At 72.1% G+C, this 13,923-nt stretch carries 15 protein-coding genes and 1 tRNA gene; 12 read left to right on the plus strand and 4 right to left on the minus strand.

Annotation, left to right across the window (positions count from 1 at the left end; genetic code table 11):
- The 6 genes from OGL89_RS07460 to OGL89_RS07485 all read left to right on the plus strand — a co-directional run.
- Positions 1–452: hypothetical protein (locus OGL89_RS07460; protein ID WP_263119285.1), on the plus strand; the 452-nt coding region annotated here is incomplete at its 5' end.
- 11 nt (positions 453–463) lie between these two features.
- Positions 464–1,171, plus strand: a complete 708-nt coding sequence (locus tag OGL89_RS07465; RefSeq protein WP_263119286.1) for a hypothetical protein — start codon at positions 464–466, stop codon at positions 1,169–1,171.
- Entirely contained in the window at positions 1,171–1,611 is a 441-nt protein-coding gene (locus OGL89_RS07470; RefSeq protein ID WP_263119287.1) for a hypothetical protein, read from the plus strand. The genes OGL89_RS07465 and OGL89_RS07470 overlap by 1 nt, the downstream gene beginning before the upstream one ends.
- Positions 1,608–1,868, plus strand: coding sequence for a hypothetical protein (locus OGL89_RS07475; protein ID WP_263119288.1), 261 nt, complete (start codon positions 1,608–1,610; stop codon positions 1,866–1,868). The genes OGL89_RS07470 and OGL89_RS07475 overlap by 4 nt, the downstream gene beginning before the upstream one ends.
- Before the next feature lie 10 nt (positions 1,869–1,878).
- Entirely contained in the window at positions 1,879–2,757 is an 879-nt protein-coding gene (locus tag OGL89_RS07480; RefSeq protein ID WP_263119289.1) for a M15 family metallopeptidase, read from the plus strand.
- Positions 2,758–2,765: 8 nt separating this feature from the next.
- Positions 2,766–3,209, plus strand: a complete 444-nt coding sequence (locus tag OGL89_RS07485; RefSeq protein ID WP_263119290.1) for a hypothetical protein — start codon at positions 2,766–2,768, stop codon at positions 3,207–3,209.
- Between the two features lie 538 nt (positions 3,210–3,747).
- Here OGL89_RS07485 and OGL89_RS07490 read toward each other — a convergent pair.
- From OGL89_RS07490 to OGL89_RS07500, 3 genes are all read right to left on the minus strand, one after another.
- Positions 3,748–3,821, minus strand: a tRNA-Val gene (locus tag OGL89_RS07490).
- An 18-nt stretch (positions 3,822–3,839) separates the two neighbouring features.
- Positions 3,840–4,325 (minus strand): redoxin domain-containing protein, encoded by a 486-nt coding sequence (locus OGL89_RS07495; protein ID WP_263119291.1) that lies wholly within the window; start codon positions 4,323–4,325, stop codon positions 3,840–3,842.
- 7 nt (positions 4,326–4,332) lie between these two features.
- The gene (locus OGL89_RS07500) at positions 4,333–4,752 is read right to left on the minus strand and encodes a DUF3052 domain-containing protein (RefSeq protein ID WP_263119292.1); all 420 of its coding nucleotides are present in this window, start codon (positions 4,750–4,752) and stop codon (positions 4,333–4,335) included.
- Positions 4,753–5,108: 356 nt separating this feature from the next.
- Between OGL89_RS07500 and aceE the strand changes: the two genes are divergently transcribed.
- On the plus strand, positions 5,109–7,850 hold the full coding sequence (gene aceE / locus OGL89_RS07505; RefSeq protein WP_263119293.1) for a pyruvate dehydrogenase (acetyl-transferring), homodimeric type: 2,742 nt from the start codon (positions 5,109–5,111) through the stop codon (positions 7,848–7,850).
- A 199-nt stretch (positions 7,851–8,049) separates the two neighbouring features.
- Here aceE and OGL89_RS07510 read toward each other — a convergent pair whose 3' ends face one another.
- Positions 8,050–8,748 carry a hypothetical protein gene (locus tag OGL89_RS07510; protein WP_263119294.1) on the minus strand — a complete coding sequence of 233 codons (699 nt, stop codon included), beginning with the start codon at positions 8,746–8,748 and terminating at the stop codon, positions 8,050–8,052.
- A gap of 112 nt (positions 8,749–8,860) precedes the next feature.
- On the opposite strand from OGL89_RS07510, the gene OGL89_RS07515 reads away from it, so the two are divergent.
- The 5 genes from OGL89_RS07515 to fabF all read left to right on the plus strand — a co-directional run bounded on the left by OGL89_RS07515 (position 8,861) and on the right by fabF (position 13,869).
- A complete protein-coding gene (locus tag OGL89_RS07515; RefSeq protein WP_263119295.1) occupies positions 8,861–10,114 on the plus strand; it encodes a helix-turn-helix domain-containing protein in 1,254 nt (417 codons plus the stop codon).
- Between the two features lie 135 nt (positions 10,115–10,249).
- Positions 10,250–11,203 carry an ACP S-malonyltransferase gene (locus OGL89_RS07520; protein ID WP_263119296.1) on the plus strand — a complete coding sequence of 318 codons (954 nt, stop codon included), beginning with the start codon at positions 10,250–10,252 and terminating at the stop codon, positions 11,201–11,203.
- On the plus strand, positions 11,200–12,204 hold the full coding sequence (locus OGL89_RS07525; RefSeq protein ID WP_263119297.1) for a beta-ketoacyl-ACP synthase III: 1,005 nt from the start codon (positions 11,200–11,202) through the stop codon (positions 12,202–12,204). Before OGL89_RS07520 ends, OGL89_RS07525 begins: the two co-directional genes overlap by 4 nt.
- 77 nt (positions 12,205–12,281) lie before the next feature.
- A complete protein-coding gene (locus OGL89_RS07530; protein ID WP_168630888.1) occupies positions 12,282–12,530 on the plus strand; it encodes an acyl carrier protein in 249 nt (82 codons plus the stop codon).
- A gap of 100 nt (positions 12,531–12,630) precedes the next feature.
- Positions 12,631–13,869 (plus strand): beta-ketoacyl-ACP synthase II, encoded by a 1,239-nt coding sequence (gene fabF, locus OGL89_RS07535; protein WP_263119298.1) that lies wholly within the window; start codon positions 12,631–12,633, stop codon positions 13,867–13,869.
- Positions 13,870–13,923: the final 54 nt, after the last annotated feature.

Raw genomic sequence — 13,923 nt, forward strand, 5'->3', positions numbered from 1 at the left:
GATCGGGCACCTGGCGCACCGGGTCGTGGGGTTGGGCGTCGAACACCGACGTCTTGCAGGGCGGAAGCCCGTACGTCGCCCAGGACCACCGCGGTGGCTGGTGGCACGGCGACGCACCCCGAGCCGTCGCCGGGCGCACCATCACCGGCGCCCGGGTGCGCCTGGGTTCGCGGCTGCGCGTCGGGGACTACAACACCCCGCTGACCGTGCATCTGCACCTGCTAGCCAACAAGGAACGCCCACCGGCGGACTTCACCCGCACGTCCGGCCCGCACGACATCACCCTCGCCCCCAACCAGGGCGCCGGGTGGTGGACCATCCCGACCTCCTGGGGCCAACTGCTCGCCGACAACGGCGGCGGCGTCGGCATCCAGGGCACTGGATACGGCGGCGTCGCGGGTGTCGGCGCTGACCCCGAATCCGGGCAGGTCGCCCTGGACTGGACCCGATAGGAGAACCCCTCATGGCATCTGCCACCACCACCGGCGGCATCGTCGTTCCCGCCGGGATCGACCCGTTCGACCCGCAGGGCGACATGGTCGAGATGGGCGAGTCCATCGACCCGACCATCATCCACATCGTGACGAACCTTGCCGCGCGCACCCAACTCGCGGCGGCGCTGAGCCCCACCCCGGCCAGGCCGCTGTACGTCCACCGCCAGGACACCCTGGACGCCGCGCACCTGGAATCGAGCACCGACGGGACGACCTGGGCCACGCACTTCGCGCCGCCCGCACTACCAACCCCGACATCAACCACGGCAAACGGCAGCGAGACCAGCGCCGGGAACCTGATCCGCGACGACAAACTCGGCGGCTTCACATTCCCAGCGCTGGCCGGATGCCAATACCGGGTCGCGTGCGACAGCGTCCTGCTCAACGGCACCGCGGTCGGGGACATCTACTCGGCCCAGCTGCGCATCATCGCTGGCACCGCCTTGCCGGGCGGGACCGCGACGCTAGTCGCCGCGACCCAGGCAACTGTCGGTGCCGCCGGGTCGGCAGGCCGTCAGCCCATCGATCTGTCCGGGCCGTGGACCTGCCCTTCGACCGGCCAGTACACAGTCGCGTTTTTCCTCCAGCGCAACGCCGCTGGCACCGGCGTCGGCACTCCTGTCAGTTCCTCCGCGCCACGCACCCTGTACGCGCACCTGACCGGGCGCGTCGCCTGATGCCGGACCGGGTAATCCGTCGCCTGAACGGCCCGCGCGGGTCCTTCCTGCTGTGCATGGCGGTCTTGTGCGCCGCGCAGGTCGCCTCGTGCCTGCCCCCGGGCACGTCGGGGGTGGTGCTGCCGGTAGGGCTCGATGTCCTGGAGGAGACGGTCCCGCTGCCGGTGTACGCCGCGCTGTGGGGTGCTGCCGGGGTGCTGTGCCTGACCGGTGCGTTCCGGACCAGGCACACCCGCCGCACCCGGATCGGGGCGGACGTCGCGGCGTTCTCGGCTTGCGCGGGGATGCTCGCCTGCTGGGGCGTGACCTACCTGCTCGGGTGGGTCTTCGACGACGACCCGTCCCGGCAGTGGGTGATCGCGCTGCTCTACCTCGCGATGGCCGGTGGCACGGCCGCCGCCGGCCGCCTGATCAACCCCGACCCCGGGGATGCCCGGTGACCATCGACCCGTCCATCGTCGTCGCGGCCGTCGGCGCCGCGGCCCTCGTGATCGGCACCACCATCACCGCACTCGTGACCCGCCGGTCCCACCGCGACACCGACATGCGCGCCGACCTCGCCGACCTGCGCCACCGCCTGGACGCGTCCGAGCGGCGCGAGCGGATCCGCGACGACTACATCCACCAGCTCCGCACCCTGCTCGACGAGGCCGGCGAGGACGTACCGCCCTGGCCCGACGGACTCACCACCACCTGAGGAGGGACCCGTGGCCTACAGCAACGGCCGTCTGCCGGACTCCGCGCTCGTCGCGATCAGCGGGAAGCCCGGCGCCCGACTGCGTTCAGGTCCCGCCGCGGCGTGGGAGGACCTGCGCCGGGCGGTGTACTCGGCCTACGGGTGGTACCCGGTGCCGACGGGCATCTCCGACGCGTACCGGTCCTACGCCGTGCAGCAGTCGATCTTCCTCGACCGCTACCAGACCACCTACACCCAGTACACCACCGGCAAGGTGGACCGCCGGGAGTGGAACGGGATCGCCTACTACCGCACGCGCGGCCAGGCGGCCGCCGCGGTGCCCGGCACCTCGAACCACGGCCTGGGGATCACCGTCGACATCACCGGACTCGGCGGTTTCGAGGGCACCCGGTACAAGCAGCTCGCCGCCGTGGCCGTGCCCCTCGGCTGGTCCAACACCGAGGGCCGCAAGGTCAACGAGGCGTGGCACTGGTCCTACACCGGGCCCGTCGAGCTGACCTCCAACGACACCAGCGCGAGCACCGGCACCATCCCGACCGTGCCGGATCTGATCGCACCAACACCCCCCAGAGAGTGGGACGAGATGGCATCCCAGGACGAGATCCGTGCCCTGATCCAGACCGAGAACGCCGAGCTGATCCGTCAGGTCACCGAGCAGCTCGCCGAGCTCAAGCGTGCGTCCGCGTTCATCGCATCGGGCCCGCTCAAGCCGAACGGGCAGGACGACTACGTCCCCGGCGTGCGGCACTTCTACGCGTGCGAGCCCGCGACCATGACCCGCCGCCACCTGTCCTCCCAGTCCGCGCTCGCCCGCGCCCGGGAGCGACTGCCCGAGACCACCGACCGCCAGTCCGCCGACTGGCTGCGTGCGTTCACCCTCGTGAAGTAGGAGACCCGATGTCCCACACCCTCACCCCGACCTCCACCAGCAGCATCCCGTGGTGGCGGCGGGTCCTGACCCTGGAGCCCGTCGCCGTGCAGGCCGCCGTCCGCGCCGTGGTGCTGCTCGTCGGCGCCGTCCTGGCGGTGTTCGGCCTCGACCTGCCCGACAACATCGAGCCGTGGCTGCTCGGCGTGGTCGCGGCGTTCTACGTCGCGGTCGAGGCCATCACCACCATGCTCGCCCGGAGCAAGGCCACCCCCGCCGCGACGGTCGTCCAGACCGTCGAACCGGACGGCACCGTCGTCGCCGGCCCCGCCTCGCCGCTGCCCACCGGCGCCGTGATCGAGCCCGAACCCGTCGGCATCGTGACGACCCTCGACGGGGAGGAACACGTCGGCGAGATCCCCGACGCTGCGGGCACGGACACCTACGTCGAGTACGACACCGACCCCGCCTGATCCGCACCGTGCGACCGCGCCCCGGCCTCCTGGACCCACTCGGGCCCAGGAGGCCGGGGCGCCTTCGTTGCACCCAGACCACTCGTGTCATACCCGACGCGCACACTCGCCCGGTGATCGACCCGGCTGACTGGATCCGCACGGCGCGGGGCTTCGTGCGTGTGCCCCCGCGCTACTGCCCGGCGTGCGGGTGGGGGTGGCCGGCGCAGGGTTCGTACCGACCCCGCCAGTCGGCGATGTTCTGTGGCTGCCGGGCCGGGCACTCGCACTCGGCGTGGACGTGCACGTGCGGGGCAGTGGTCGCGGAAGGGTGCCTCGACGTTCGGCAGTGGGGGCGGGCCGGGGTACCGGCGGGACTACCGGACGGCCTGCGCTGGGCATGCTGACCGGGCGCTGGCGGGGCGCTACAAGAAGCAACAAGCGGATATAAGTGCTGCTCAGCGAGATGAAGCTCCAACCTGCCGCAGCGCCCGGGGTGAGGCCGACCCGGTGAATTGGCGAAGCCTTATATCCCCTCTGACCTGCGAAACCGAGTGGGTGGGCCCGGCCGGGCTCGAACCGGCGACCTCCGCGGTGTAAGCGCGGCGCTCTGACCAACTGAGCTACAGGCCCCTCGTGGGGTGCGTCAGCCTACCGGGCCACCAGCCCGGACACGGCCTCCCGGTACAGCTCGGGATCCCGTCCCCGACCGGCCGGCGACAGCGTGGACCACCGCACGACCCCCTCGGTGTCCAGCAGGAAGCTTCCCCGTCGCGCGTAGCCCTGCTCGTCGTCGAACACCCGGTAGGCCCGCGCGGCGACGCCGTGGGGCCAGAAGTCGGACAGCAGCGGGAAGGCGAAGCCGTCCCGCTCGGCCCAGGCGCGCAAGGTCGAGACCGCGTCGCAGGACACCGCGACCACGTCGACCGTGGCCGCGAGGTCGGGATGCGCCGCGTTCAACCGGGACAGCTCGTCGCCGCACACCGGGGAGAACGCGAACGGCACGAAGACCACCAGCGTGGGACGCGCGGCAGGGCCACCGAGCGTCACCGGTCGCCCGGTGTGCTCGGTCAGGGGGACGGATCCGGGAGCAGTTCCGACCGGCAGGATCCCGGGCGTGTCGCTCCCCGCCGTCATCGTCGGCTCAGCGACCCCGGCCGCGGGAGCCCATCCGGGTCGCCGACCAGTCGTCCGCGATGGAGAAGGTGCTGGTGGCGTGCAGGCCCGCGGTGGTGCCGGCCTCCTGGATGTCGTCGTGGCCGACGTGGCCCGGTCGACCCGGCTTCGGGGTGAAGACCCAGATCAGGCCGCCGTCGTCCAGCACGGTCAGGGCGTCGACCAGGGTGTCGGCGAGGTCGCCGTCGTCGTCCCGGTGCCAGATGATCACGCCGTCGACCACGTCGTCGTAGTCCTCGTCGACGAGCTCGGCGCCGGTGATCTCCTCGACCCCGGTGCGCAGCGCCTCGTCCACGTCGTCGTCGTAACCGAACTCCTGCACCACCTGTCCGGTGGAGTATCCGAGTCGGCCTGCCCCCTGAGGGGCGTCGCCCGTGCTGGTCGCCACGTCCCGCCTGTTCCTTCCGTCCGAGACCGCCCGTCGTGGGCCGTCTGCGCTCGCTCGATCACCGAACGGTAGCCCACCGAGCACGTCGCGCGCGTGGCGAACGGCCAGGTGTGGGGACCACGCGCCGATCCGCCGACCTGTGGACGAACGTGATCAGGACCACCCCTGATCGGGTCGATTGTCACGGACGTCACGCCTCAGTCGGGCACGATGGGGAGACTTTCGACCCGGGGACGGAACAGAATGGGTCGCAACCGCGCCAGCCGCCTCATGGCGACAGACCTGACATGTCCGGCGCGGGCCGAATGCGCATCGGGGCCGACCGGCCCGCACGCGTGGAGAGACGAGGAGCACTGGTGGCTTCCAATGACGGGCGCGGGCCGCTCATCAACGGCCTGCTGAGCCAGGTACCGGATGTCGACCCCGAGGAGACGTCCGAGTGGGTCGAGTCCATCGACGGGCTGATCGACGACAAGGGCGGGCCGCGGGCGCGGTACGTGCTGCTGAACATGCTGAAGCGCGCGCGTGAGCGCAACGTCAGCATCCCTCAGGAGCTGAACACCCCGTACGTGAACACCATCGGTGTGCACGACGAGCCCTACTTCCCCGGCGACGAGGTGCTGGAGCGCAAGTACCGCTCCTGGAACCGGTGGAACGCCGCGGTGATGGTGACCCGGGCGCAGCGCCCCGGGATCGGGGTCGGCGGGCACATCTCCTCCTACGCGTCGGTGTCGACCCTGTACGAGGTCGGCCTGAACCACTTCTTCCGCGGCAAGGACCACCCGGGCGGCGGCGACCAGGTCTACTTCCAGGGCCACGCCTCCCCCGGCGTCTACTCCCGCGCCTACCTGGAGGGCCGCTTGTCCGAGCACCAGCTCGACGGCTTCCGCCAGGAGATGTCGCACCCGGGCGGCGGTCTGCCGTCCTACCCGCACCCGCGCCTGATGCCGGACTTCTGGGAGTTCCCGACGGTGTCGATGGGCCTCGGCCCGGCCTCGGCGATCTACCAGGCGTGGACCAACCGCTACCTGCACCTGCGCGGGATCAAGGACACCAGCCAGCAGGACGTCTGGGCGTTCCTCGGCGACGGCGAGATGGACGAGCCGGAGTCCCGCGGCATGCTGCAGCACGCCGCCCAGCAGGGGCTGGACAACCTGACCTTCGTGGTGAACTGCAACCTGCAGCGCCTCGACGGCCCGGTCCGGGGCAACGGCAAGATCATCCAGGAGCTCGAGGCGCAGTTCCGCGGCGCGGGCTGGAACGTCATCAAGGTGATCTGGGGCCGCGAGTGGGACGCCCTGCTCAACGCGGACAAGGACCGCGCGCTGGTGCACCTGATGGGCGAGACCCCGGACGGCGACTACCAGACCTACCGTGCCGAGAACGGCGCGTTCATCCGCGAGCACTTCTTCGGCCGGGACCCGCGCACCAAGGCGCTGGTCGAGAAGATGACCGACGACGAGATCTGGGCGATGAAGCGCGGTGGCCACGACTACCGCAAGATCTTCGCGGCGTACAAGGCCGCCCGGGAGCACACCGGCCAGCCGACCGTGATCCTGGCGCACACCGTCAAGGGCTACGGCCTGGGATCGGGCTTCGCCGGTCGCAACTCGACGCACCAGATGAAGAAGCTCAAGGGCGACGAGCTGAAGACGCTGCGCGACTCGCTGCACATCCCGATCACGGATGAGCAGATCGACGAGAACCCGTACGTCCCGCCGTACTTCCACCCCGGCCAGGACGACCCGGCGATCCAGTACCTGCAGGAGCGTCGTCGTGCGCTCGGCGGGTACGTGCCGGAGCGCCGCAGCACGCACACGCCGCTGACCCTCCCGGGTGACAAGTCCTACGAGCTGCTGAAGAAGGGCTCCGGCAGCCAGGAGGTCGCCACCACCATGGCGCTGGTCCGGCTGTTCAAGGACCTGGTCAAGGACAAGGAGTTCGGTCACCGGCTGGTCCCGGTCATCCCGGACGAGGCCCGCACCTTCGGTCTGGACTCGATCTTCCCGAGCGCCAAGATCTTCAACACCAACGGCCAGAACTACCTGGCCGTGGACCGCGACCTCATGCTCTCCTACAAGGAGTCCGAGTCCGGCCAGATCATGCACACCGGCATCAACGAGGCCGGTTCCGCGGCCGCGTTCCAGTCGGTGGGCACGTCCTACGCCACCCACGGCGAGGCGCTGATCCCGTTCTACTTCTACTACTCGATGTTCGGCTTCCAGCGGACCGCCGACCAGTTCTGGGCGGCCGGGGACCAGATGGCCCGCGGCTTCCTGATCGGCGCCACCGCCGGTCGGACCACCCTGACCGGTGAGGGTCTGCAGCACGCCGACGGCCACTCCCCGTTGATCGCCGGGACCATGCCGCACGTCGTGCACTACGACCCGGCCTACGGGTACGAGATCCGGCACATCGTCAAGGACGGCATCCAGCGGATGTACGGCGACGACGGGCGCGACCCCGACGTCATCTACTACCTCACCGTCTACAACGAGCCGATGGTCCAGCCGGCCGAGCCGGAGGACGTCGACGTCGAGGGCATCCTCAAGGGCATCCACCAGGTCGCGACGGACGAGGGCGAAGGCCCCAAGGCCCAGATCCTCGCCTCCGGCGTGGCGGTGCCGTGGGCGCTCGAGGCCAAGAAGCTGCTGGCAGAGGACTGGGGCGTCTCCGCCGCGGTCTGGTCGGTCACCAGCTGGAACGAGCTGCGTCGCGAGGCCCTGGCCGCCGACGAGCAGGCGTTCCTCGACCCGGGCGCCGAGGCGCAGGTCCCGTACCTGACCCAGAAGCTCCAGGGCGCCGAGGGCCCGTTCGTCGCCACCACCGACTACGACCACCTCGTGGCCGACCAGGTGCGCGAGTGGATCCCCGGCCGCTACGCCACCCTGGGTGCGGACGGCTTCGGCTTCTCCGACACCCGCGCGGCGGCCCGTCGGCACTTCAAGATCGACGGACCGTCCACCGTGGTCCGGGTGCTGCAGCAGCTGGCCCGCGAGGGCAAGGTCGCGGCGGACGCCCCGGCCCGTGCGATCGAGCAGTACCGCCTGCACGACGTGAACGCCGGCACCTCCGGCAACGCGGGCGGCGACGCCTGACCGGCTGAGCACGCACGCGAGAGCCCCGCATCCCACCCCAGGGATGCGGGGCTCTTGCGTGCGGTCGGATCACCTCGCGCGCAAGGATCGAACGCGCACGGAGGCGAGTCTGCGGATCGCAGCGTGCACGAACGCAGGTCTGAGGGTCGGGGTCGGGTCCGTCGAACGGGGCCCGAACTGTCGTCCGGGGTCCGGCGGCTCAGGCCTGCGGGGCCTCGTGCTCGGCGCGCTCGACCACCCGGGCGAGCTCCTCGCGCAGCGCCGCGGTCCGCGACGGGTGCGGGGCCAGCTCCAGGGATGCCAGATGCTGCTTCGCGTCCAGCGGACGTCCGGCCTCGACCGCGGCCAGGACCAGTTCGCGCCCGACCTCCGGGTCGTGCTCGCGGGGGTGCCAGTGCCCGGTGCCCAGGTTCAGCGCCTCGACCGGGAGTCCCGCCTCGCGCAGCAGCCGCAGCCCGGCCACCAGGGCCTTGCCCGAGGGATCCCGCTCGGCGGCCGTGGTGAGCCGGCGCACCGTGCCCTCCAGATCGTCCCGGACCGACAGGCGCGCGACCTCGACCAGCGGGTACCAGGCGCGCGGGTTGCCGGACAGTTCCTCGCCGAGCGCCCAGACCGCCAGATCGGCGACCCGCTGCTTCTCGGCCTGGACCGCGAGCAGGGCATCCTCGGACTCGGCGGTCAACGGGTCGTCGTCGGAGCCGGTCACCGCGTGGCGGCGGACGATCTCGGCCAGCGCGGCGAACGCCCGCTCGTCGTTGGGGTTGTCGCCCAGGGCGGCGCGCAGTGCGTCCTCCTGGGGCACGTCGCCGTGTCGGCTGGAGCCGGGTCGGCGCGCACCGACCCGGGACGTGGACGCGGTGCGGCCGAGCAGCCGGCGGAGTCGGGGCAGCAGAGCCATGACGCGACACTATCGTCCGTCGTCGCGGACGGCCGGGCGAACGGGGTGACGGCGGCGCCCGAGCGCGCGGCACTTTGTGGATTCCCCACAACCGGGCCGTATGCTCAGCGCCATGCCTGACTCCGTGCGGCCCCCCGGCGCCGGTGACGCCGATGCCGGTCTGTCGCCCGCACGCACCCGCACCCGTGCCGGCCGGATCGCGACCGCCCCCGACGCCTCGAACGGGGAGACACTGCGCCGCGTCCGCGACGGCTCCGGGATGCTCGCCGCCGCGGCGATGCGCCGGCTGGACGAGGACCTGGACTGGTACCGCGCGCTGCCCGCCGACGACCGGTCCTGGGTCGGCCTGGTCGCGCAGGCCGGCATCTCCGCCTTCGTCACCTGGTTCGCCGATCCGTCCAAGCCGCCGCACGGGGTGGGCGAGATCTTCGCCACCGCTCCCCCGGAGCTGACCCGGTCGATCTCGCTGCAGCACACCCTGCAGCTGGTGCGCGTGGTGGTCGACGTGGTCGAGGCCCATGCGGAGAAGCTGGCCGCTCCGGGGGCCGAGCGCGATCTGCTGGAGGCGGTCCTGCGCTACTCCCGTGAGGTGGCGTTCTCCGCCGCCGAGGTCTACGCACGGGCGGCGGAGATCCGTGGCGCGTGGGACGCCCGACTGGAGGCGCTGGTGGTCGACGCGCTGCTGCGCGGGGACGTCGACGACTCGCTGCGGTCCCGGGTCGCGGCGCTGGGCTGGAGCGGACGCGGGCAGACGATGGCGGTGGTCGGCACCACCGGCGAACCGCTGGACGACGTGCGCACCTCCGAGCTGCGCCGGGCGACCCGTCGCGCCGCGGACGACGCGCTGGTCGGTATCCAGGGCGAGCGCCTGGTGATCTTCCTGGGCGGCAACGGCGATCTGCGCGCGTCGGCGGAGGCGTTGCTGCCGCGGTTCGGGCCCGGCCCGGTGATCTTCGGCCCGCTCGGCGACGACCTCGCCGACGCGGCACGGTCCGCCCGGTCGGCGCTGGCCGGTCTGCTGGCGGTGGCGGCGTGGCCGCAGGCGCCCCGGCCGGTCCCGGCGAACGATCTGCTGCCCGAACGGGTGCTGGTCGGCGACGCCGCGGCCCGGGCGGTGCTGATCGAGCAGGCGTACCTCCCGCTGCTGGCCAGCACCGGGTCGTTGCTGGAGACGCTGGGTGCCTACGTCGGCGCGGGGCGGTCGCTGGAGGCCGCCGCCCGCACGCTGTACGTGCACCCGAACACGGTCCGCTACCGCCTGCGCCGGGTCGCCGAGGTCACCGGCTGGGACCCCCTGGACCCGCGGGAGGCCTTCGTGCTGCAGACCGCGCTGTCCGTCGGCCGCCTGGACCACCGCCCGAGCTGAGCCCACGCGCGACCCCGGCGGCGAGATCGGCCGCCGGCGCGGCCGCGGGCTTTGTGCGACCCGCACAAGACGCCGCCGACAGGTTGGTGCGGGTCGTGTGCCGACGATCCCGGGCGGACCGGGCAGAGTGGTCGGGTGCTTGCGATCGTCTGCCCGGGACAGGGCGCCCAGACCCCCGGCATGCTCGGCCCCTGGCTGGAGCTGCCCGGCACCACCGACCGGCTCGCCGCCTTCTCCGAGGCCGCGGGCATCGACCTGACCGTGCACGGCACGACCTCGGACGCGGACACCATCCGGGACACCGCCGTGGCCCAGCCGCTGATCGTGTCGACCTCGCTGCTCGCGCTGCGGGCGCTGGAGGACACCCTCGACGCGCCGCTGGTACCGGACGCCACCGCCGGTCACTCGGTGGGCGAGTTCGCCGCCGCGGCCGTCGCCGGGGTATTCGAGGACGCCGCCGCCGTCGGGCTGGTCGCGCGCCGGGCCGGGTTCATGGCCGAGGCCGCCGCCGCGGAACCGACCGGGATGACCGCCGTGCTCGGTGGCGACCCGGCCGAGGTGACCGCCGCGATCGAGGCCGCCGGGCTGTGGCCCGCCAACGTGAACGGCGGCGGGCAGATCGTCGCCGCCGGGTCGCTGGACGCGATCGCCGCCTTCGCCGCGAACCCCCCGGCCCGGGCGCGGGTGATCCCGCTCCAGGTCGCCGGTGCGTTCCACACGCCGTTCATGCAGCCCGCGCTGGAGTCCTTCGGCGCGATCGCCGCGGACTGGCCGCGCAGCGCCCCGCGCACCCGGTTCCTGACCAACGCCGACGGCTCGGTGTACGCCGAGGACGCCGACGTGGTGGGCAGCCTGGTCCGGCAGATCGCCGCGCCGGTCCGGTGGGACCTGTGCCAGGCCACGCTGGCAGACCTGGGGGTGACCGCCCTGCTGGAGCTGGCGCCGGGTGGTGTGCTCAAGGGTCTGGCCCGGCGTAGCCTGCCCGGGGTGGAGACCGTGGCGATCACCTCGCCCGAGGACCTCCCCGCCGCCCGCGACCTGATCGCGGCGCACCTGCACACCGATGGATCCCAGGAGAGCGCGAAGTGACCCGTCCCACCCTGACCCAGGCCACCGGCCCCGCCCACACGCGGATCCTCGGCCTGGGCGCCGCCCGCGGCGAGAACGTCGTCCCCAACGACGACCTGGTCGGCCCGATCGACTCCTCCGACGAGTGGATCCGCCAGCGCACCGGGATGATCACCCGGGTCCGGGCGAACGCCGACACCGGCGTGCTGGACCTCGCGGAGAAGGCGGCCCGGGAGGCGATCGCGAACGCGGGCCTGACCGGCGCGGACATCGACGCGGTGATCCTGTCCACCGTCACCTACTTCCACCAGACTCCCTCCGGTGCGGCGATCCTGGCCGACCGGCTGGGCGCGACCCCGGCGGCGGCCTTCGACATCTCGGCCGCCTGCGCGGGCTACTGCTACGGCATCGGCCAGGCCGACGCGCTGGTCCGCGCCGGCAACGCGAGGCACGTGCTGGTGATCGGCGCGGAGAAGATGAGCGACTTCATCGACCCGACCGACCGCAGCATCTCCTTCCTGCTGGGCGACGGCGCGGGCGCCGTGGTGATCGGCCCGTCGGACATCCCCGGCATCGGCCCGACCGTGTGGGGCTCGGACGGCTCGCAGTCGCAGGCCATCCGCCAGACCCACTCCTGGCTGGACACCCGGGACAGCGGGGCCGGCTGGCCGACCCTGCGCCAGGAGGGCCCCAGCGTCTTCAAGTGGGCGGTCTGGCAGATGGCCCCGGTCGCGCAGAAGGCGCTCGACGCCGCCGGTGTCACCGCGGACCAGATCGACGCCTTCATCCCGCACCAGGCGAACATGCGGATCATCGACCAGATGATCAAGCAGCTGAAGCTGCCGGAGTCCGTCGTGGTCGGCCGGGACATCGCCGACACCGGCAACACCTCCGCCGCCTCGATCCCGCTCGCCACCGAGCGTCTGATCCGCGAGGGTCAGGTCGGCAGCGGCGCCCTGGCACTCCAGATCGGCTTCGGTGCCGGCCTGGTCTACGCCGCACAGGTGGTCGTGCTCCCCTGACCGGGCGCTCGACCGCAGTACAGTTCCCACGCTTCCGCCGACCGCGCGGGGCGCACCACACACACAAGGAGAAACCGATGGCGCACACCGAGCAGGAGATCCTCGCCGGACTGGCCGAGATCGTCAGCGAGGAGACCGGCCTGCCCACCGACTCCGTCCTGCCCGAGAAGTCCTTCACCGACGACCTGGACATCGACTCGCTGTCGATGATGACGATCGTCACCCTGGCCGAGGAGAAGTTCGAGGTCCGGATCCCGGACGACGAGGTCAAGAACCTGGCCACCGTCGGCGACGCCGTGAAGTTCATCGAGGGCGCGCAGGCCTGAGCCTGTCCCTCCTTCACCGGGGTCGTGCTGTGCCCCTCGACGGCACGGCGCGGCCCCGGTGTGCCTTCCAAGCCACGCATCTGACACAGGAGCCACCACCATGAGCACGCGAGTCGTCGTCACCGGCCTCGGCGCCACCACGCCCCTCGGCGGGGACGCCGCGAGCACCTGGCAGGCCGCTCTGGCCGGTACCTCCGGTGCGCGCACCCTGCAGAACGACTGGGCCGCGACGTACGGCATCCCGGTCGACTTCGCCGCGACCATCAAGGTCGATCCGTCGGAGGTCCTCCCCCGGCCCGAGCTGAAGAAGATGGACCCCTCCGCGCAGTACGCGCTGATCGCCAGCCGCGAGGCCTGGGCGGACGCCGGTGCGCCGGAGATGGAGCTGGAGCGGCTCGGTGTCGTGGTGTCCTCGGGCATCGGCGGCATCTGGACCACCCTGGACGGCTGGGACACCCTGCGGGAGAAGGGCGCCCGCCGCGTCCTGCCGATGACCGTCCCGATGCTGATGCCGAACTCGCCCTCCGCCTACGTGGAGCTGGAGCTGGGTGCCCGCGCCGGTGCGCACGCCATGGTCTCCGCCTGCGCCTCCGGTGCCGAGGCGATCGGCTACGCGGTCGACATGATCCGTTCCGGCCGTGCCGACGTCGTGGTCGCCGGTGGCACCGAGGCCGTCATCCACCCGATGCCGATCGCCGCGTTCGCCGCCTCGCGCACTCTGTCCACCCGCAACGACGACCCGCAGGGCGCCTCCCGCCCCTACGACGTCGACCGGGACGGGTTCGTGATCGGCGAGGGCGCCGCGGTGCTGGTGCTGGAGTCCGAGGAGCACGCGAAGGCCCGTGGGGCGCGGATCTACGCCGCGGTCTCCGGCGTCGGCCTGTCCTCCGACGGGTACCACATCACCTCGCCGGAGCCGAACGGTCGCGGACAGATCGCCGCGATGCGGATGGCGCTCAAGGACGCCGGGGTCACCCCGGAGGACGTGCGACACGTCAACGCGCACGCCACCTCGACCAAGGTCGGGGACCTGATCGAGGCCCGTTCGGTCCGCGAGACCCTGGGGTCGGCGATCGACGGCGCGGCCGTGTCCGCGACCAAGTCGATGACCGGTCACCTGCTGGGCGGCGCCGGCGCCCTGGAGACGCTGTTCTCCGTGATGGCGATCGCCGACCGCAAGGCCCCGCCGACGATCAACGTCTCCACCCCGGACCCGGAGATGGCGATGGACCTGGTCCGCGACGTGCCGCGCGACCTGCCCACGGGCGACCTCGCGGTGATCAACAACAGCTTCGGCTTCGGCGGGCACAACGTGGCGCTGGTGGTCACGAACCACTGAGTGCCGACGAGAACGGCCCGGGTCTCCGCGGAGACCCGGGCCGTTCTCGTGTGT

The sequence above is a fragment of the Cellulomonas sp. RIT-PI-Y genome (genome assembly GCF_025642745.1).
GTDB lineage: Bacteria > Actinomycetota > Actinomycetes > Actinomycetales > Cellulomonadaceae > Cellulomonas.